The 20,856-nt window shown below is 64.1% G+C and carries 15 protein-coding genes; 11 read left to right on the top strand and 4 right to left on the bottom strand.

From position 1 onward, the window contains the following. Nucleotide 1: 1 nt before the first annotated feature. On the bottom strand, nt 2–940 hold the full coding sequence (lipA, locus tag ASE00_RS03495; RefSeq protein ID WP_056377792.1) for a lipoyl synthase: 939 nt from the start codon (nt 938–940) through the stop codon (nt 2–4). Nucleotides 941–1,007: 67 nt separating this feature from the next. Here lipA and ASE00_RS03490 point away from each other — a divergent pair, with 67 nt between their 5' ends. Together ASE00_RS03490 and ASE00_RS03485 are read left to right on the top strand one after the other, a co-directional pair. After that, a complete protein-coding gene (locus ASE00_RS03490; protein WP_056377791.1) occupies nt 1,008–1,640 on the top strand; it encodes a carbonic anhydrase in 633 nt (210 codons plus the stop codon). A 34-nt stretch (nt 1,641–1,674) separates the two neighbouring features. Then, nucleotides 1,675–2,091, top strand: a complete 417-nt coding sequence (locus ASE00_RS03485) for a hypothetical protein (protein ID WP_056377790.1) — start codon at nt 1,675–1,677, stop codon at nt 2,089–2,091. A gap of 44 nt (nt 2,092–2,135) precedes the next feature. Here the strand turns inward: ASE00_RS03485 and ettA are convergent, their stop codons facing one another. Next, nucleotides 2,136–3,815, bottom strand: a complete 1,680-nt coding sequence (gene ettA / locus ASE00_RS03480; RefSeq protein ID WP_056377789.1) for an energy-dependent translational throttle protein EttA — start codon at nt 3,813–3,815, stop codon at nt 2,136–2,138. A gap of 111 nt (nt 3,816–3,926) precedes the next feature. Here ettA and ASE00_RS03475 point away from each other — a divergent pair, with 111 nt between their 5' ends. Next, a complete protein-coding gene (locus ASE00_RS03475; RefSeq protein WP_056379270.1) occupies nt 3,927–5,306 on the top strand; it encodes a M28 family peptidase in 1,380 nt (459 codons plus the stop codon). Nucleotides 5,307–5,402: 96 nt separating this feature from the next. Here ASE00_RS03475 and ASE00_RS03470 read toward each other — a convergent pair whose 3' ends face one another. Together ASE00_RS03470 and rmuC are read right to left on the bottom strand one after the other, a co-directional pair. Further along, nucleotides 5,403–6,107, bottom strand: coding sequence for a glutathione S-transferase N-terminal domain-containing protein (locus ASE00_RS03470; protein ID WP_056379268.1), 705 nt, complete (start codon nt 6,105–6,107; stop codon nt 5,403–5,405). Nucleotides 6,108–6,174: 67 nt separating this feature from the next. Further along, a complete protein-coding gene (rmuC, locus tag ASE00_RS03465; protein WP_056377788.1) occupies nt 6,175–7,509 on the bottom strand; it encodes a DNA recombination protein RmuC in 1,335 nt (444 codons plus the stop codon). A 131-nt stretch (nt 7,510–7,640) separates the two neighbouring features. Here rmuC and ASE00_RS03460 point away from each other — a divergent pair, with 131 nt between their 5' ends. The 8 genes from ASE00_RS03460 (at nt 7,641) to ASE00_RS03425 (ending at nt 20,824) form a co-directional block, all read left to right on the top strand. After that, nucleotides 7,641–9,686 (top strand): adenylate/guanylate cyclase domain-containing protein, encoded by a 2,046-nt coding sequence (locus tag ASE00_RS03460; protein WP_056377787.1) that lies wholly within the window; start codon nt 7,641–7,643, stop codon nt 9,684–9,686. After that, nucleotides 9,670–10,422: a hypothetical protein gene (locus ASE00_RS03455; RefSeq protein WP_056377786.1), complete on the top strand. Its 753-nt coding sequence runs from the start codon at nt 9,670–9,672 to the stop codon at nt 10,420–10,422. The genes ASE00_RS03460 and ASE00_RS03455 overlap by 17 nt, the downstream gene beginning before the upstream one ends. 119 nt (nt 10,423–10,541) lie before the next feature. Next, nucleotides 10,542–12,074, top strand: a complete 1,533-nt coding sequence (cysS, locus tag ASE00_RS03450; RefSeq protein WP_156405253.1) for a cysteine--tRNA ligase — start codon at nt 10,542–10,544, stop codon at nt 12,072–12,074. 127 nt (nt 12,075–12,201) lie between these two features. After that, on the top strand, nt 12,202–13,854 hold the full coding sequence (locus ASE00_RS03445; protein ID WP_056377784.1) for an acetolactate synthase large subunit: 1,653 nt from the start codon (nt 12,202–12,204) through the stop codon (nt 13,852–13,854). Between the two features lie 95 nt (nt 13,855–13,949). Then, nucleotides 13,950–15,386, top strand: a complete 1,437-nt coding sequence (locus tag ASE00_RS03440) for an aldehyde dehydrogenase family protein (RefSeq protein WP_056377783.1) — start codon at nt 13,950–13,952, stop codon at nt 15,384–15,386. A gap of 148 nt (nt 15,387–15,534) precedes the next feature. Further along, nucleotides 15,535–16,905 (top strand): multiheme c-type cytochrome, encoded by a 1,371-nt coding sequence (locus tag ASE00_RS03435; protein WP_056377782.1) that lies wholly within the window; start codon nt 15,535–15,537, stop codon nt 16,903–16,905. Continuing rightward, nucleotides 16,902–18,893, top strand: a complete 1,992-nt coding sequence (locus tag ASE00_RS03430) for a heme-binding protein (protein ID WP_056377781.1) — start codon at nt 16,902–16,904, stop codon at nt 18,891–18,893. The genes ASE00_RS03435 and ASE00_RS03430 overlap by 4 nt, the downstream gene beginning before the upstream one ends. Continuing rightward, nucleotides 18,893–20,824, top strand: a complete 1,932-nt coding sequence (locus tag ASE00_RS03425; RefSeq protein WP_056377780.1) for a hypothetical protein — start codon at nt 18,893–18,895, stop codon at nt 20,822–20,824. Before ASE00_RS03430 ends, ASE00_RS03425 begins: the two co-directional genes overlap by 1 nt. Nucleotides 20,825–20,856: the final 32 nt, after the last annotated feature.

Below are 20,856 nucleotides of genomic sequence, written 5' to 3'. Positions count from 1 at the left end.
GTCAGGCCGTCTTAGTGGCCGCCTTGCGCGCCAGCTCGGCATTGCGGGCATCGCGCAGCTTCGCGAAGTCGTCACCGGCGTGATAGCTCGACCGGGTCAGCGGGCTCGCCGCGACCAGCAGGAAGCCCTTGGCGCGCGCGATCGCGGCATAGGCCTCGAAGGTCTTGGGCGCGACGAAATCGATCACCTTGGCGTGCTTAGGAGTCGGCTGGAGATATTGGCCCATCGTCAGGAAATCGATCTGCGCCGAGCGCATGTCGTCCATCACCTGATGAACCTCGAGCCGCTCCTCGCCGAGCCCGACCATGATGCCCGACTTGGTGAAGATCGTCGGATCGAGCCGCTTGACCGTCTCCAGCAAACGCAGCGACGCATAATAGCGCGCGCCGGGGCGGATCGTCGGATAGAGCCGCGGCACCGTCTCCAGATTATGATTGTAGACGTCGGGGCGCGCCGCAACGATCGCCTCGATCGCGGCGTCGGCCTTGTTGCGGAAATCCGGGGTCAGGATCTCGATCGTCGTGTTCGGTGTCGTCCGGCGGAGCGCCTCGATCACCTTGACGAACTGGCTCGCGCCGCCATCGGGCAGATCGTCGCGATCGACCGAGGTGATGACGATATGTTCCAGCCCCAGCTCGGCCGCAGCGTCGGCGGTGTGCTGCGGCTCTAGCGCGTCGACGGCGCGCGGCATGCCGGTCTTGACGTTGCAGAAGGCGCAGGCCCGCGTGCAGGTGTCGCCCAGGATCATCACCGTCGCGTGCTTCTTGGTCCAGCACTCGCCGATGTTCGGGCAGGCCGCCTCCTCGCACACCGTGTTGAGGTTGAGCTTGCGCATCAGCCCCTTGGTCTCGGTGAAGGTCTTGCCCATCGGCGCCTTGACCCGAATCCAGTCGGGCTTGCGGAGGCGTTCCGGGGCGGGATTTGGCAGGGCGTCGCTCATGCGGTGCCAGATAGGCGATAAGAGCTCCACTTGCCAGCCCCCCGCATGATGATTAGGGCGTGCCGCCATGACCGACTTTTCTGGACTGATCGAAGGCTATCGCCGCTTCAAGACCACCGGATGGCAGCAACAGCGCCAGCGCTGGGGGCAGCTTGCCGAGGGGCAAGACCCCAAGCTGATGGTGATCGCCTGTTCGGACAGCCGGGTCGATCCGACGATCATCTTCGATACTTCGCCCGGCGAGATCTTCATGGTCCGTAACGTCGCCAACATGGTGCCGCCGTTCGAGACCAACCCAGGTCACCACGGCGTTTCCGCTGCGCTCGAATTCGCCGTGACCCAGCTCGAGGTTCCCGAAATACTCGTGCTTGGCCATCAGAGCTGCGGCGGCTGTGCGGCGGCGCTGACCCAGCGGTTCGAGAACAAGCGGCCCGGCGAAGGCGGCTTCATATCGGATTGGATGTCGCTGCTCGATGAGGCGCGCGAGAAGGTCGTTGCCGAACATGGCACCGGCCCCGAGGCCGTCCGCGCGCTCGAACTGGAAGCGGTGCGGGTATCGATCGCCAATCTGCGCACCTTCCCTTGCGTCCCGGTGCGCGAAAAGGCCGGACGGCTTCGCATCCACGGCGCCTATTTCGGCATTGCCGAAGGCGTGCTTCATGTGCTCGACGAGGCCAGCGGAAACTTCCATCCGGCGTGATCGTTAAGGCTCCAACCAGTGAGAGGAGCTTATCATGTTCACCCGTTCGATAATCGCGATCACCGCGCTGATCGCCGTCGCGCCGCTGGCGGCGCAGAGCGCCGACAAGAATGACGCTGCCCATCAGGCTGCCGACGCCCGCGAAATCCCGCAGACCCAGTCGTTGAACAATCAGGTCGGCGGCGCGATCGCCCAGGCGCAGACCAACAATGCTGTCGCCCAGGCGCAGAACGACATCAACCAGCAGGAATATGCCGCGGACAAGGCCGCCTATGAGCAGGCGTTGCGCGATCATCACCGCGAGGTGCTGGCGACTGACGCCACCTTCATCCGCCAACAGCAGGCCTATGCGCTCGCGATGCGCGATTGGCGCGCTCAGGTCGCGATGTGCAAGAAGGGCTATCAGAGCGCCTGCAACCTGCCCGCGCCCGACCCGATGAAATATATGTAAGACACGGAAAGGGGAGCGGGTTCGCTCCCCTTCTCTTATCCGGATCAGCGCGTCAGCTTCTTGTAGGCGCTTGACCCTGGCCGATCGGCGGCATCGCCGAGACGCCGTCGCTTATCTTCCTCATAGCTCTCGAAATTGCCCTCGAACCATTCGACATGGCCATTGCCTTCGAAGGCCAGGATGTGCGTGGCAAGGCGATCGAGGAAGAAACGGTCGTGGCTGATCACCACGGCGCATCCCGCGAAATTCTCCAGCGCATCCTCGAGCGCGCGCAGCGTCTCGACGTCGAGGTCGTTGGTCGGTTCGTCGAGCAGCAGGACGTTGCCGCCCTTGCGGAGCATCTTCGCCATGTGGACGCGGTTGCGTTCACCGCCCGATAGCTGGCCGACCTTCTTCTGCTGATCGGGCCCCTTGAAGTTGAACGCGCCGACATAGGCCCGGGTCGACATCTCGAACTTGCCGACGGTCATGATGTCATGACCTTCGGAAACTTCTTCCCAGACATTCTTGTTCGAGTCGAGCGCGTCGCGACTCTGGTCGACGAAGCCGAGCTTCACCGTCGGGCCGATATCGATAGAGCCTGCGTCGGGAGTTTCCTGACCGGTGATCAGCCGGAACAGCGTCGTCTTGCCGGCACCGTTCGGGCCGATGACGCCGACGATGCCGCCGGGCGGCAGCGTGAAGTCCAGGCCTTCGAACAGCTTCTTATCGCCATAGGACTTGGTCAGCCCCTTGGCCTCGATCACCTTGCCGCCGAGACGCTCGGGGGTCTGGATGACGATCTGGGCTTTGCCGGGCGCGCGGTTGTTTTGCTTTTCGACCAGTTCGTCGAACGCGCGGATACGCGCCTTCGACTTGGTCTGGCGTGCCTTCGGGCTCTGCCGAATCCACTCCAGCTCTTCCTTGATCGCCTTCTGGCGGCCCGCGTCCTCGCGCTCTTCCTGCTCCATCCGCTTCGCCTTGGCGTCGAGCCAGGAGGAGTAGTTGCCCTCATAGGGAATGCCGCGGCCGCGATCGAGCTCGAGCACCCAGCCCACGACATTGTCGAGGAAGTAGCGGTCGTGGGTGACGAGGATGACGTTGCCGGCATAATCGACAAGATGCTGTTCGAGCCAGGCGACGCTTTCGGCATCGAGATGGTTGGTCGGTTCGTCGAGCAGCAGGATATCGGGCTTTTCCAGCAAAAGGCGACACAGCGCGACGCGGCGCTTCTCACCACCCGACAGGCCGGTGACGGGCAGATCGCCCGGAGGGCAGCGCAGCGCTTCCATCGCGATTTCGAGCTGGTTGTCGAGCGTCCAGCCATCGGCCGCGTCGATCTTCTCCTGAAGGACGCCCATCTCCTCCATCAGCGCGTCGAAATCGGTGTCGTCCTTGGGATCGCCCATTTCGGCCGAGATCGCGTTGAAGCGCTCGATCATGTCCGCGACCTCGCGGACGCCGTCCATCACGTTCTGCTTGACGGTCTTGTCGGGATCGAGCTGCGGCTCCTGCGGCAGATAGCCGACGCTGACGCCTTCGGCGGCCCAGGCCTCGCCCGAATAATCGGTGTCCATGCCGGCCATGACCTTCATCAGGGTCGACTTACCCGCGCCGTTGACGCCGATGATCGCGATCTTGGTGCCCGGCAGGAACTGCAGGTGGATATTGTTGAACAGCGGTTTGTTGGCGCCGGGAAAGGTCTTGGTCAGACCCTTCATCACGAAACTATATTGCACGGCCATCGGTCGCGGACCCTCGTCGAGCTGGATTGGGGCTGGAAAATGTGCCGCCGCCACTAACCGACAGCACGGCAATTGGCAAATGGCGAGCGCGCCGATAGCTTCAACCCCATGATGAAATTTTCGAAGCTCGCGCTCGTCGCGTCCGCCGCCCTTTCCTTTCCGCTCAACGCCCAGGCGACGCCGCAGGAGACCGCCAGACTGCGCGACGCCGCGATGACCGATTCCCTTGCCTGGGAGATCACCGAAGGCCTGACCACCGAGATCGGCCAGCGCAAGGCGGGCAGCGATGCCGAGGCGCGCGCCCGCGACTGGGCAGTCGCCAAGCTCAAGGCGCTCGGTTTCGCCAATGTGCGGGTGGACCCCTTCGAGGTGCCCTACTGGGAGCGCGGCGAAGCAACAGCCGAGATCGTAGCCCCCTTCCCCCAGTCGCTAACGCTCACCGCGCTGGGAAATAGTGCCGGGACACCGTCCAAGGGATTGAAGGCCGAGGTGATCGGTTTCGATAGCCTGGCCGCGCTCAGCGCCGCCGATCCGGCCAGCATCAAGGGCAAGATCGTCTTCGTCACCCATCGCATGGCACCCGCGCAGGACGGCTCGCCTTACGGTCCCGTCGGCGCGATCCGCCGTACCGGTCCCTCGATCGCCTCGAAGCTGGGCGCCGCCGCGATCCTGATCCGCTCGATCGGCACGGACAAGCATCGCAACCCGCACACCGGCGCGCAGGCCTGGGCCGAAGGCGCGAAGCCGATTCCCGCGCTCGCGCTGGCCAATCCCGACGCCGACCAGCTCGAACGCATCCTCAAGCGCGGACAGCCGGTGACGATCGCGCTCAACGTCACCGCGAAGATGGCGGGCAAGCGCCCGTCAGGGAATGTTATCGCGGAGGTGCCGGGCCGTGACCCTAATGCCGGGATCATCGTCGTCGGCGGCCATCTCGACAGCTGGGACCTCGGCACCGGCGCGATCGACGATGCAAGCGGCGTCGCGATCACGACCGCGGCGGCGAAGCGGATCATGGACGCCGGGCAGCCACTGCGAACGATCCGTGTCGTCTGGTTCGGATCGGAGGAGATCGGCCTGTTCGGCGGAATCGACTATCGCGAGAAGCATGGCGCGGAAAAGCACCAGCTGCTCGCCGAATCGGATTTCGGCGCCGATCGCGTCTGGCGCTTTGAAACCAATGTCGCCGGGGCAGCTTTGCCGGCGATGAAACCGATCGCCGCTGCTTTGTCGCCGCTCGGCATCGAGCAGAATCCGAGCAATGGCAATGCGAGCGGGTCGGACATTTCCGAAGTCGCCAAGCTGGGTATCCCGGTGCTGGAACTCAGCCAGGACGGCACCCGCTATTTCGATCTCCACCACACGCCGGACGATACGCTGGACAAAATCGATCCGGCCCAGCTTCGCCAGAATGTCGCGGCGTGGACGGCGATGCTGTCTGTGACCACGAACGATCCGACCGAATATGGCCCGGTGGCGGTGAAGAAATAACACGTCATCCCGGCGGAGGCCGGGATCTCAGGCGGTAGCGCGCGCGAACCTCTCCCGATGTCCCGGCCTCCGCCGGGATGACGCCAGGTCGACGGATCAAGCCCGCGCCGGAATCTCCAGCCCGCGCTGCACCGCCGGGCGGGCGAGGCCGCGCTCCAGCCAGTCCGGCACATTCTTCAACGTGTCGAAGGCGATCAGGTCGCGTGCGTCGTAGAAGGTAATCAGGTTACGGATCCAGCCCAGCGTCGAGATGTCGGCGATGCTGTAATCCGCACCCATGATCCAGTCGCGGCCCTGGAGGCGGCGATCGAGCACGCCTAGCACACGCTTGGACTCGTCGACATAGCGCTGCAGCGGCCGCTTATCCTCGATCGCCCTGCCCGCAAACTTGTTGAAGAAGCCGACCTGTCCGAAGATCGGCCCCATCCCCGCATTCTGGAAGATGACCCATTGGATCGTCTCATAGCGGGCAGCGGGGTCGGCGGGGACGAACTTACCGGTCTTGTCGGCGAGATAGATCAGGATCGCGCCCGATTCCGCGAGCCCTATCGGCTTGCCGCCGGGTCCATCGGGATCGATGATCGCTGGTATCTTGCCGTTCGGATTGAGCGAGAGGAATTCGGGCGTGTGGCTCTGATTGTCCATGATGTCGATCAGATGCGCCTCATAGGGCAGCCCGGTCTCCTCCAGCATGATCGACACTTTCACGCCATTGGGCGTGTTGAGCGAATAGAGCTGGATGCGATCCGGATGTTTGGCCGGCCAGCGCTTCGTGATCGGAAAAGCGGAAAGGTCGGCCATGGCATGCTCCATCTGTTGGTTGCCGCGCCGAGTTGGCGATGATGCAGAGGTTAGACAATAGCCGCCGTCAGTTGGGCAGACCCTTGCCCTCTTCCGGCGCTGCCAGCAGATCGACCGCCGGTTCGCTGGCGCGCGTCTCGATCGCGGCAGCTTCCTCTATCTCCTTGCCGCCCGTCTCGATGTTGAGATCGCGGAACTTGCGGCCTGTGACGAGCACCCGGCCCTCGAAGCTCGCCACGAACTTGTTGTAATTCTCGACCGCGCTGTTGAGGCCGCCGCCGACGCGCTTGAGATGGGTCGCGGCGACCGACAATCGCTCGAACATTTCCTTGCCGAGCTGACCGATCTGGCGGGCCTCCTCGGCCATCTTCTCCTGCCGCCAGACACTCGCCACGGTGCGGGCGAGCGCGACGAGGTTGATCGGACTCGCGATCAGCACGCGGCGTTCGTGCGCCCAGTCCCACAGCTCGGGGTCCTGCTCCATCGCCGCCGACAGGAAATGCTCGCCGGGTATGTACATCACCACATAATCGGCGGCCTCGCCGAACCGGTCCCAATAGCTTTTCTGGCCAAGCTGCGTCGCGTGAAGCCGCAGCGCGGCGGCATGCGCCTTGAGGAAGCCGAGCCGGGCCGCCTCGTCAACTTCCTCGCTCGCATCCATATAGGCGTTGAAAGAGCATTTCGCGTCGATGATCAGCCGCCGTCCGCCCGGCAGCCGCACGATCACGTCCGGCCGCAGCCGCCCATCCTCGGTATCGACCGACACTTCGGTCGCGAAGTCGGCGTAAGGCGACAGCCCCGCCTGTTCGAGGACATTGCGCAGCGACTGCTCGCCCCAGCGGCCCCGCGCCTTCGGGCTGGCGCGCAGCGCGTTGACCAGCTTGGCAGCCTCATCGCGGACCTGCCCCTGCCCCACCCGCACCTGATCGACCGCCTCGCGCAGCCCCGCATAGCTGTCGACGCGCTCCTTCTCGACGCGCTGCAGGCCTTCCTCATAGCGTTTCAGGGTCGATTCGACCGGGTTGAGCAGCGCCTTGAGCTGCGCCTCGCTCTTTTCACCCGCCTGATGGAAGCGCTGATCTGCGCGTTCGAGGAACTGGCGCTGTGCCTGCTCGAGCAATTTGCCGCCGACCTCGGCGAACTGCGCCGAAAGCTGATCCTTGGCCTCCTGCAACTGTCTGAGCTGCGCCTCGAACGCTTCGGTCCGCGCCTGCCGTTCGCCCAGCAGGCCCGATTTCTCGATCTCGGCACGGTTGAGCGCATCGCGGGCCGCCTCCAGCGCCTTGCGCAGATCGGCCGCCTCGCCCGCACCCGCCGCCTGCATCCGCCCGCGCGCAAACCAGCCCAGGATCAGGCCCGCGACAAGGCACAATGGCAGGGCAATGGCAATCAGCGATGACATCAGAGCAGGCCTTCTTGGAACAGAAAGCGAACCTTGCCCGCCGGACTTTGACTTTGCAAGCCAAACTCCGCGCTTCCCATCGCGCGCGCAGAAGCTAATATCGGCGCGGGGCACTACGGGGGATATAGGGGATGCCGGACAGCGTCGAACGCGCGTCGATCATGACGCGCCTGCAGGGGATCGGCCCTGTCGTTCGCAAGACTTTAAAGCAGATCGGTCCCACCCGGCTGGTGGTGACCGCGATTTTCCTCGCACTCGGCCTGCTCTTCGCCAAGTTCAGCTGGAACATCATGCTCGCCCAGGACGCAGAGCGCGCTCTGTACGACGTGCGCGCGCTGCTGTCCGCCAAGCATGTCGAAACCGACCCGCGCATCGTGATGGTCACGTTCAACGAGGAGACGCTGCGACTCACCGGGCGGCGCTCGCCGCTCGACCGCGCGATGCTCGGCAAAGCGCTGACCCAGCTCGACAAGATGAAGCCGAAAGCGATCGGCATCGATATTCTGATCGACCAGCCCACCCCCGAGGACCAGCAGCTGATCGACGCCTTCCGGGGCATGAAGACGCCGACCTATCTCGGTTTGGCGACGAACAAGTCGAACCCGGCCTTCATGACCTATGATCAGGAACAGTTCCTGCGTGATTTCCAGAAGCAGACCGCGCCCGGCAATGTCCATTTCACCAGCATCCGGGTGGAGGCCGACCGCGACGACGTAATGCGCAGCTGGCCCGAACAGCTTCGCGACCTGCCCCCGCTGATGGCCAATTCGCTGACGCAGGGCTTTCCCGAATATCGCGATCATCAGGGATCGATCCGCTATCGCCTGCCGGTCAATTACGAGCGGCCGGTCTTCGACAAGCTGCCCGTCGAGCTGATCGCCAATCCCGATCTGGTCGAGGCATTGAAGCCGCAGATCGAGGGCCGGTACGTCCTGATCGGCGGCAACATCCCCGACGTCGACCAATTCCAGACCCCCGCTTCGCGGATGAAGGATCCGGTCACGGGCCGCGTCGGCGAGACGACGATCGGGCTGGAGATCCACGCGACCCTGCTCGCGCAGATGCTCGATCATTTCATGTACAAGAAGATTCCCGGCTGGGGCCTCTGGCTGATCGCGATCGGCGTCGTCCTGCTCGGTTCGCTCACCGCGATGTCGAACCTGAAGATCTGGAAGCTCAGCCTGATCCTGCTCGTTCAGGCGGGCGCGGTCGTCGCGGTGCCGTTCATCTGGCAGTTCAACGGTGTCGATACGCAGGGTTTGCCGGTGTTCGGCTGGGTGATCGGCTGGATCTTCGCCTATACCGCCGTCGGCACCGCCGCGCGTGGAATCGGCGCCGAACAGCGCAATTTCGCACAGGGCGCGCTCGGCAAATATCTGCCCGGTGACATCGCCAAGGACATCATGAAGAATCCCGAGCGGCTCCAGCTGCACGGCGAGAAGCGCGACATCATCGCCGTGTTCAGCGATCTGGAGGGTTTCACCAAGCTCAGCCACCAGATCGAGCCGGAAATGGTGGCTCTCCTGCTCAACCGCTATCTCGACCTGCTATCGGAAACCGTGCTCGCGCACGGTGGCACGCTCGACAAGTTCGTCGGGGATGCCATCGTCGCCTTCTGGGGCGCTCCGATCAGCCGGCCCGATGATGCCGACCGCGCCGTCAAATGCGCGATCGCGATGTATGAAGCCGGTGAGCAATTCCGGCGCGAGGCACCCGAGGGCGTGCCGCCGATCGGCGTCACACGGGTCGGTTGTCACCGGGGTGAGGCTATCGTCGGCAATTTCGGCGGCGAAGGCCGCATCCAGTACACCGCACTGGGCGACTCGATGAACACTGCCGCGCGGCTCGAAGGCGCGAACAAATATCTGAAGACCAAAACGCTGGTCAGCGACACCGTCGTCGAGAAGTCGACCCTGGGCTATTTCCGCCCTATGGGCCGCATCGCGGTGTCGGGCCGATCGACCCCGATGATCATCTACGAACCCGTCCCCGATTTTTCTGCTACGGCTGTGCAACAGTTCACAGACACGCTGCGTAGATTCGATGATGGAGATACCACTGCTCTGGCCGAGTTCGAACAAATGGCCGCAAAGAATCCTGATGATAAGGCGCTCGCCAATCTGATAAAGCGCCTTCATGAGGTTGGACCGGGAGGTTATAGTGCTCTGGATAAATAAGCGCTCGTCGCAGGCTGTTGCGACACTCGCAGGATTGATGCTCGCAGGCACGGCTATGGCCGCGCCGCTGGTCGTCCGATCGGCCGGTCCGTCGGCCAAGACCTATCCCGCCGGCAAGGCGATCCCCGACACGGCCAAGATCGTCCTGAAAGCCGGCGACACGATCGTCCTGCTCGACGGCAAGGGCACCCGCACGCTGAGCGGCCCGGGCACGTTCAGCGCGACCGCCACCGCGACCGCAGCGGCGTCGACCGGATCGACGCTCAATGCGCTGGTATCGGGCGGCGGCGAGCGACGCGCCCGCATCGGGGCCGTCCGCAGCGCCAGCGGCATCGACAAGAACGCCGGCAAGAACCCGAACGTCTGGTATGTCGACATCGGCCGCAGCTCGAACATGTGCATCGCCGATACCTCGACCGTGACCGTGTGGCGTCCGAGCGCCGACAAGGCCGCGACCGTGACGGTCACCGGCCCCAGCGGCCAGGGCACGATCGACCTGCCCGCCGGCCAGTCGGCGGCGCTATGGCCTTCGAGCGTGCCGGTCGTCGACGGCGGCGCCTATAAGCTAAGCTGGGAAGGCGCCAAGGCCCCGACCTCGCTGAAGTTCATCGTCGTGAAACCGACCACGGCCGGGCTCGAGGACATGGCGCAATCGCTGATCAAGGCCGGCTGCAATGCGCAGCTCGACCTGCTGATCCAGACGGTCGCGCTGCCCGATGGTTCTCCGAAGGGCTGATCCCCGCGCGAGCGGCAAGGCAAAAGAGCCGGCGGGGAAACCTGCCGGCCTTTTCGTTTGGCCGCCGCCCCGCAAAAATCTCTCTGGAGCCTCGCACGATATCGCTTATGGAAGCGCGCATGACCGCTACCGCTCCCTCCGGCGCGCCACTCACGCTGTTCGACAGCCTGACCCGCGCCGCCCGCGCTTTCGAACCGATCGATCCGACGATGGTGCGGCTCTACAGCTGCGGCCCAACGGTCTATAATTTCGCGCATCTCGGCAATCTGCGCGCCTATGTCTTCACCGATACGCTGCGCCGGACGCTCAACTGGAAGGGCTGGCCGGTCAACCACGTCATCAACATCACCGATGTCGGGCACCTGACTTCCGACGCCGATGAGGGCGACGACAAGATGGAGGCCGCCGCCGCCAAGGCGGCGAAGACGATCTGGGAGATCGCGGCCTTCTACACCGATGCGTTCAAGGCAGACCTCGAGGCGCTCAACATCATCGCGCCGACGCTGTGGAGCGTCGCGACCGACCATATTCAGGACATGATCGCCTTCGCGCGCGCGATCGAGGATGCCGGGGCGAGCTATGAGCTCGACAACGGCCTCTATTTCGACACGTCCAAGGTTCCCGATTATGGCCGCCTCGCCGGCGCGCGCGGCGACGACACGGTCGGCCGCATTGCCGAGGTCGAGGGCAAGCGCAACCCGGCCGACTTCGCGCTGTGGCGGCGATCAGCGCCGGGCGAACAGCGGCAGATGGAGTGGCTGTCGCCCTGGGGTCCGGGCGCGCCGGGCTGGCATCTCGAATGCTCGGTGATGAGCATGAAATATCTGGGCACGCAGTTCGATATCCACACCGGCGGGATCGATCATCGCGAAATCCACCATTGCAACGAGATCGCGCAGAATCAGGCCTTCACCCGCACCGAACGATCGGGCGCGAATTTCTGGATGCATAACAATTTCCTGGTCGATCGCGGCGGCAAGATGTCGAAGTCCAAGGGCGGCTTCGCGACGCTGGCAGGGGTGATCGCGAAAGGCGTCCATCCCCTCGCCTATCGGCTGCTCTGCCTGTCGGCGCATTACCGGTCCGAACTCGAATTCTCGTCCGAGGCGCTCGCCGCAGCACTGACCCGGCTGACCCGCCTAGTTCTCGCCGCCGAGCAGCTCCGCGACAAGGCGGGCTCGCCCGAATGGCTGCGGCTGTTCACCGAGAGCCGAGCGAGCAAAGGCGCGTCATTCGCCTATCAGCGGTCGGTGGTCGAGGCCGGGCTCGGCCCGAAGGCGCAGGCGCTGCTCACCCAGTTCGACGAGGCGCTATCGAGCGACCTAATGGTGCCGCAGGCCTTGCCGCTGCTCGAGCAGTCCCTCGCCGACAAGGCGATTCCCGCGGACGAGAAACTGCGCCTGCTCGCGACGATGGACCTGGCGCTCGGGCTCGACCTGCTCAGCATTCGCCGCATCGACCTGCGCCGCCGCCCGGCCGACTCGGCGATGACCGAGGAGGATATAGAAGCACAGCTCGCAGCCCGGCAGGAGGCGCGCGCGGCGAAGGATTTCGCAGCGTCCGACCGGATACGCGATGCGCTGGCGGCGAAGGGGGTCGCGGTGATGGATGGCGGCGGCGACATGCGTTGGGACTGGATTCTCGATCTCTGAAACAAACGAGCAGAATCAATCCGCAACAGATTGTAAAAAGTCCTGTTCCCCGTCCCAGAAATGACTTAGCAATCCGGCATCTTGCGCGGGCGCAGCAGGGGCGCGCCACGAACAGGGGGAGCAAATCATGGGCACCAAGGCATCCGATCTCTTCATCCAGTGCCTGGAGGAAGAAGGCTGCGAATATATCTTCGGCGTTCCCGGCGAAGAAAATCTCGACATGCTGGACAGCCTGTCCCGCTCCAAGAAGATCAAGCTGATCCTCACCCGCCACGAACAAGGCGCAGGCTTTATGGCCGCCACCTATGGCCGCCACACCGGCAAGACCGGCGTCTGCATGGCGACCCTCGGGCCGGGCGCGACCAACTTCGTCACCGCCGCCGCCTATGCGCAGCTCGGCGGCATGCCGATCCTGATGGTCACCGGCCAGAAGCCGATCAAGAAGTCCAAGCAGGGCCGCTTCCAGATTCTTGAAGTCGTCGAGATGATGAAGCCGATCACCAAGTTCACCCACCAGCTCGCCTCGGCCGACAATATCCCGAGCCGCGTGCGTGAGGCCTATCGCCTCGCCGAGGAAGAGAAGCCCGGCGCGACCCATATCGAGTTCCCCGAGGACGTCGCCGACGAGCACACCGATTCGACCCCGATCAAGCCGTCGCTGGCACGCCGTCCGGAGGCCGAGGACAAGGCGGTTCGCGCTGCGGTGAAGATGATCGAGGACGCCAAGACGCCCATCTTGGTGATCGGCGCGGGCGGCAACCGCAAGCAGACCGGCCGGATGCTGCTCCAGTTCATCGAGAAGACCGGCATCCCCTTCGTGACGACCCAGCTCGGCAAGGGCGTGATCGACGAGACCCATCCGAAATTCCTCGGCTGCGCCGCGCTGTCGGCCGGCGACTTCGTCCATCGTTCGATCGAGCATGCCGACCTGATCATCAACGTCGGCCATGACGTGATCGAGAAGCCGCCCTTCTTCATGAAGAATGGCGGCACCCCGGTCATCCACGTCAGCACCAAGACCGCCGAGGTCGATCCGGTCTATTTCCCGCAGGTCGAGGTCATCGGCGACATCGCCAATGCGATCTGGAAGATGCAGAAGGACATCGTTCCCTCGGGCCGCTGGAACTTCGACTTCATGATGAAGGCCCGCAAGGCCGAAGTCGCGCACACCGAGTCGCTCGAAGGCGACACCCGCTTCCCGATCTTTCCGCCGCACCTCGTCCGCGAGGTCCGCAGCGCGATGCCCGCCGACGGCATCATCTGCCTCGATAACGGCGTCTACAAGATCTGGTTCGCGCGCAACTATCCGGCACGCCAGCAGAACACCGTGCTGCTCGACAATGCGCTCGCCACGATGGGCGCGGGCCTGCCCTCGGCCATGGCTTCGGCGATGGTCTATCCCGACAAGAAGGTCATGGCGATCTGCGGCGACGGCGGCTTCATGATGAACAGCCAGGAGATGGAGACCGCGGTGCGCCTCGGCCTCAACATCACCGTGCTGATCCTCAACGACAGCAGCTATGGCATGATCCGCTGGAAGCAGGCGAACATGGGCTTCGAAGATTGGGGGCTGACCTATGGCAACCCCGACTTCGTCAAATATGCCGAGGCCTATGGCGCCAAGGGCCATCGCGTCGAAAGCGCCGAGCATCTGAGCAAGCTGCTCAAGGAATGCCTCGACACGCCGGGCGTCCACCTGATCGACTGTCCGGTCGACTATTCCGAGAATGATCAGATTCTCAACAAGGACATCAAGACGCTCAGCAAGGAAATATCATAATTCCGTTAGGACCGATTACGGCGGGGGCTCCGCGCTGCATATATCTAGCCGCAACCCCCGCCGCTCCCGGCGACGACGATAACGGATGATCCGCGATGAAGCTGAAAGATACCTACCCGCTCTACCTCGCCAACGAGGCGCAGCAGCCGAACACCGATCTCAAGGTGACCGACAAGTTCACCGGCGAGGTCGCGACGCGGGTCGCGCTGGCCGATGCGAAGACGATCGACAAGGGCATCGAATGGGCGGTGAAGGCCGCCGAGCCGATGGCGAAAATGGCGAGCTACGAGCGTCAGGCGGTCCTCCAGCATTGCGTCGACCGTTTCACGGAGCGCAAGGATGAGCTCGCCTATGCGCTGTGCATCGAGGCGGGCAAGCCGATCAACGACAGCCGCGGCGAAGTCGGCCGCCTGATCGACACCTTCCGCATCGCCGCCGAAGAATCGGTCCGCATGACCGGCGAGGTTCAGCCGCTCGACATCTCGCCGCGCGCCAAGGGCTATCAGGGAATCTGGAAGCGGGTGCCGATCGGCCCCTGCTCGTTCATCTCGCCGTTCAACTTCCCGCTCAACCTCGCCGCGCACAAGATCGCGCCGGCGATCGCGGTCGGCTGCCCCTTCGTGATGAAGCCCGCGAGCCGCACGCCGTTGGGCGCGATCATCATGGGTGAGGTGCTGGCCGAGACCAACCTGCCCAAGGGCGCCTTCTCGATCCTGCCGGCGGCGCGCGACGGCGCGGACCTGTTCACGGTCGACGACCGCCTCAAGCTGCTGTCCTTCACCGGCTCGCCCGATGTGGGCTGGGATCTGAAGGCGCGCTGCGGCAAGAAGAAGGTCGTGCTCGAACTGGGCGGCAACGCCGCCGTGGTGATCGATGCCGACGCCGATCTCGACGACGCGGTCGAACGCACCGTGTTCGGCGCCTTCTACCAGTCGGGCCAGTCGTGCATCGGCGTGCAGCGCATCCTCGTCCATGATGCGGTCTATGACGCGTTCAAGGCGAAGCTGGTCGCCAAGACCAAGACGCTGATCGCGGGCAACCCGCATGATGAAAAGACCTTCGTCGGCCCGATGATCGACGTGAAGGAAGCCGAGCGCCTCGACAATTGGGTCCAGGAAGCGACCGCCAAGGGCGCGACCTTGCTGTGCGGCGGCAAGCGCGAAGGCGCGATGCTCGAAGCGACCCTGCTCGAAAATGTCGACCTCGAGACCAAGATCAACCGCGAAGAGGCCTTCGGCCCCGTCGCCTTCCTGATCCGCTTCAGCGACTGGCACGAGGCGCTGAAGATCGTCAACGACTCCAAGTTCGGCCTGCAGGCCGGGATATTCACCCGCGACATCTTCAAGATCCTCGACGCCTGGGACGATCTCGATGTCGGCGGCGTCGTGGTGAACGACGTGCCGAGCTACCGGGTCGACAACATGCCTTATGGCGGGGTCAAGGATTCGGGCATCGGACGCGAGGGAATCCGGTTCGCGATGGAGGACATGACCGAGATCCGCAATCTCGTGATCCGTCGCCGGAGTGTCTGATAAGCGTTTGAATGATTGCACTTCGCCTGCGAAACGGCGATAGACGGAAAGACAGTAGCGGCATCGGGGCCAAGGCGCCGCTACATGTGCGGATCGGCAGTTAGGGAGCGCCGAATTGGGGGGTAGAGTCTCGGGCAGGCTGTCCTTTATGTGCGGCGCATTGGGCGTCGCGCTCCTCGGCTGCGCCATCTTTTTCTTCGCCCTGACCAGCGCCGCCGACCGGGCGGTCGCTTCGTCGGCCTCCCCTGCCTCCTCGTTCAGCCATGTCGGCGTCGCGTCCTGTTCGGGCTCGACCTGCCATGGCCGCAGCGAGCCGACCGGCAAGGTCGTTCGCCAGGACGAAATCCTGCAGTGGCAGAACGCGTCGAGCCGCACCGGCGCGCACAGCCGCGCCTTCGCCGTGCTCGCCTCACCGCGCGGCCAGGCGATCGCCGCAAAGCTCGGCATCGGCCCGGCGACCTCAGCGGGCGAGTGCCTCGGCTGCCACGCCGATCCGGCCTATGCCGGCAAAGGCCCGCGCTGGCATGTCGAGGACGGCGTCGGCTGCGAGGCCTGCCATGGCGGCGCGCAGCAATGGCTGACCAGCCATTATGCCGTCGGCCAGACCCATGCCGCCAATGTAGCGCGCGGCCTCTATCCGCTCGATCAGCCCCGCGCCCGCGCCGAGAAATGTCTCGACTGCCACTTCGGCAGCGACAAGCCCGGCCAGTTCGTCTCGCACCGCATCATGGCCGCCGGCCATCCGCGTGTCGCTTTCGAGGTCGACCTCTTCTCCGCGCTCCAGCAGCATCATGACGAAGATACCGACTATGCGCAACGCAAGCGCCACACCAACAACGTCCAGCTCTGGGCGGTCGGCCAGGCGAGCGCGGTGGGCCGCGCCACCGCGCTGTTCGCCAACCCGCGCCTGGGCACCGACGGCATCTTCCCGGAGATTTATTTCTTCGATTGCCACACCTGCCATCGCCAGATCGTCGATGGCCCCAACGGCCGGGCGAACTGGCTCGCCAATCCGGGCCGCCCCATCCCGTCGGGCATGCCCGCCTTCAACGATGAGAATATGATCATGCTCTCGGCGGCGGCGAAGGTCGCCGCGCCGGGCGCGGCGGCGAAGTTCGACGCCGATTCGCGTGCCTTCCACGCCGCGCTGGCGAAGGATCGTCCCTCGGCGGTGGCTGCCGCCCGCAAGCTCGGCGCTTCGGCGGGCGTGCTCGCCGACACGATGGGCCGCACCGCCCTCGGCCGCGCCGAAACCTTCGCGATCATCGACAGCATTTCCAGCAGCGCTATCGCCGCGCGCTTCACCGATTATGAAGGCTCGGCGCAGGCGGTGATGGCGATCGACACGCTGCTCAACGCGCTGGTCCGCCAGGGCCATGTCAGCGAGGAACGGGCGCGCGGAGCCCGGGGCGCGATCGATCGGGCCTATAAGGCGGTCGGCAACAGCAATGCCTATCGTCCAGCAGAATTCCGGGCGGCGCTGGGTCAGGCAGCGGCGTCGATAAGGGCCCTCAAATGACATTGTTTTCGCGTGCCGTAGCTGTATTGACCACCACCGCCTTTCTGCTCGCATCCTGCGGCGGAGGCGGCGGCAGTTCGTCGACTCCGACCACCCCGACCACGCCTTCGCAAACGCCGGTCTATGCGGTCCCTGCCCAAGAGGCGCTGACCGTACCGGATGTCGAAAAGATCCTTGCCCAGGCGGTTGAGGAAGCGAGCGCGCGCAACAAGCCCGCCACTATCGCCATCACGGATCGGGTGGGCAACGTCCTGGCCGTTTTCCAGATGAACGGCGCGCCGGGCACACTCACGATCAAGACCACCAATCGAGCGGTAACGCCGACAGACGTCGAAGGGCTTGTCGCGCCGGGAGCAGTGGCGGCTGCCGCAATCGCAAAGGCGATAACCGGCGCATATCTCTCTTCAGGCGGAAATGCTTTCTCCACCCGAACCGCCAGCTTCATCGTTCAGGAGCATTATCCTCCCGGCAACAATATGCTGGCCGCTGGCCCGCTTTTCGGGGTGCAGTTCAGTCAGCTTCCCTGCTCGGATTTCAACCGCCGCTATCTCGTGGGGGGCGGGCCTGCCGCCTTCATCGGGCCGAAGCGTTCGCCCCTTGGCCTGGCGGCTGATCCCGGCGGCTTTCCCATCTATAAGAACGGCGTGGTTGTCGGCGGTATCGGCGTGATGTCGGACGGCCTCTATAGTTTCGATGCGAACGTCGACGATTTCGACAAGGATGATGATGAAATCATCGCGACGGCCGGCATAACCGGCTTCGAAGCGCCGGAAGCCATACGCGCCAACAATATTCAGGCGGTGGTTCAACTTCGCTACAGTGATGTGCAATCCGGAGATCTGAGGTCCACGCCGACGAGCGCCCGAGCATTCTCGGCGCTGAACGGCACCGCTGGTTCGCTGATTTCGATCCGCGGATATTATGCCGAAGGTTCCACGCCATCGATTCTCGCCGGCACCGCTTATGGCACCGAGGCCTCCGGCATTCGCAAGGCGACAGCGGCGGAACGCGCAGCGGGCACGGTGATCGACAATGTCGACGCTTTCATCTTCACCGATGGCTCAGGCAACCCTCGTTATCCGATAAGGGCAGGAACCGACGGCGCGGACGTCGCATCTCCGCTCACCGCCGCCGAAGTGAAGGCTTTGCTGGAAGAAGCTTTCAAGGTCATGAGCCGCGCCCGCGCCCAGATACGCAAACCCTTGGATAGCCCGGCGCAGGTCACAATGACCGTGGTCGACACTCATGGCTCGATCCTGGGCCAGGATCGCTCGCCGGATGGACCGATCTTCGGAAGTGACGTTTCCATTCAAAAGGCACGGACTGCGACATTCTTCTCCGGCGCCCACGCCGCTGGGGATCTGCTCGGCAATCCATCGCCTGATGTGCAATCCTTCGTCGGAAAAGTTCGCACGTTCCTGAACGACCAGACCGCGCTGACCGGAAAGATTGCGTTTGCCGACCGCTCGGGCGGCAACCTGTCGCGTCCCTTCTTCCCCGATGGGGAAGAAGGGCGGCCTAACGGCCCTCTGTCGCGCCCTTTCAATCAATGGAGCCCCTTCTCCACCGGCCTCCAGAGCGCACTTATTCTGACCAACCTCGCGGAACATCTCGGATTCGTCCTCGGCGCATCCGCTTCTGACACCCGGCAACGCTGCACCTTTGCACCCGATGTCGCGGGCAAGGCGCAGAATCGCCTGCAAAATGGCATCCAGATTTTCCCGGGGTCGGTGCCGATATACCGCGGCAACACGTTGATCGGCGGCCTTGGCGTGTCAGGTGACGGTATCGATCAGGACGATATGATTTCGTTCCTGGGTACGCATAACGCCGGCCTGCGCGTCGGCGGCATAGGGAATGCCCCCACTGGTATCCGCGCGGACACGATCGTCGTGGACGTGGGCTCGGGGGTCAGGCTGCGCTACGTCAACTGTCCGTTCGCACCGTTTCTCGACACCTCCGAACAAGTCGTGTGCGACGGTAAATAATGTCGGCGGCGCTCTCATCCCTGCTGCTGCAAGCCGTCGCGCTGGCATCGACCGGCGGCGCGTCGGATGAGCCGGCGGCGGCGCCCGTTCAAACCGCGTCCGAAGCACCGGCACAGCCCGCGCCACTAGGCGACCCGAGTCTGCTCGCCGTTCCGGCCAATGCTCCAGCCTCCACCGTCGACGATCCGATGATCGACGGCCGTCGGCGACCGGGTTACGTCACCGAACTCCCGGCGCCCGTCAGCCAACACAATGCCGGTGCAGTGAGCGCGCCGCCGCCCGAGGCATTTCCGACCGATCAGTTTCCGATCCCGGACCGCTGGCGCCTGGTCAAGGCGTTGTGCCCCGACAAGAATTTCACGGGCCTTCAGGCGGTCTGCCATTCGAAGCTCGATCCCTATCACCAGAATCCGCTCAAGGCGGACGTCCCGATCCAGATCGACAAGAAGCCCTTCTTCCTGCCGATCACCGGGGACGACTGGTTCTTCGGCCTGAACGCGATCTCGGATTCGGTCCTCGAGCCCCGCTCCTTCCCGACTCCCGTCGCCGACCAGACCAGCACGAAACCCGGCGCGATCGGCCAGTTCGGCCGTGACCGCAGCCTGGTCGCCGCACAGACCTTCATCCTCGGCGCGGGCCTGAGCAAGGGTTCGACCGCCTATAAGCCGCCGGATGTCGAATACCGCATCGCGGTCGCCTATCAGGTCAATTATGTGAACGTGCAGGAACGCCGCGTCCTGCACGTCGAATCCTCGCGCCCCACGCACCGCACCGACAAATTCCTCGGCTTGCAGGAACTGTTCGTCGACAAGCATCTCGGCAACCGCTCGGACCGCTTCGACTTCGACTCGTTGCGCATCGGCATCCAGCCATTCCAGTTCGATTTCCGCGGCTTTCTGTTTCAGGACAACCAGCTCGGCGTCCGCTTCTTCGGCAATCGCGACAACAACCGCTACCAGTTCAACGTCCAGGGCATCTGGCGTCTCGAAAAGGACACCAACAGCGGCCTGAACGACATCACCCGCAAGCCGCGCGACGATTATATCCTCGCCGCGAACCTGTTCATGCAGGATTTTCCGCTGGCGGGCCTGACCTCGCTGGTCTCCGCCACCGCGAACATCAACCGCGAAAAGGACCGGACGCTCGATCATAACGGCTTCCCGGTGCGCCCCGCGCTGCTCGGCGATCAGCGGCCGCGCGAATATGACGTCTTCTATGTCGGCTACAGTCTCGACGGCCGCGTCAAACGCTTCAACACCTCGACGACCTTCTACGCCGCATTCGGCCAGGACCGGAACAGCTTCTTCACCTCGAAGAAGGCGCGCATCCAGGCCTTCTTTGCCGCCAGCGAACTGAGCTACGACCTCGACTGGATCCGCGTGAAACTCTCGGGCCTCTACGCCACCGGCGACGGCAAGCCGAAGGACAACAAGGAAACCGGCTTCTCGGCGATCTTCGAGAATCCGATCTTCGCGGGCGCGGACACGAGCTACTGGATCCGCCAGGCGGTCCCCTTCGCGGGCGGCGGCGTCAACGTCGCGATCGCGCCGCGTAACGGCATATTGAATGACCTGCGCACGTCGAAGGAAGAGGGGCAGTCCAACTTCAACAACCCTGGCACGATGCTGCTCGGCGTCGGCGCGGATTTCGACATCCTGCCGCAGCTGCGCTTCTCGACCAATCTCAACCATCTCTGGTTCGAGAATACCGCCACGCTGCGCGAGCTGCGCAACGAGGGCAGCATTCCGAAGTCGATCGGCTGGGACTTGTCGGGCGCGCTGATCTGGCGGCCGAGCATGGTGCAGAACGCCGTGTTCCGCCTGTCGGGTGCCGTGTTCGATCCGGGCAAGGGTTTCTCCGATCTTTTCACCAACTCGCGCGGCGACGACCGATATTATTCGGTGCTGTTCAACGCGATCCTGTCTTTCTGAGGACGTAAATGCGGGCTCTGGGTTCACTGATG

The organism is Sphingomonas sp. Root710, from assembly GCF_001429065.1.
Lineage (GTDB): Bacteria > Pseudomonadota > Alphaproteobacteria > Sphingomonadales > Sphingomonadaceae > Rhizorhabdus.
This window is presented reverse-complemented; position numbering and strand designations above follow the sequence as displayed.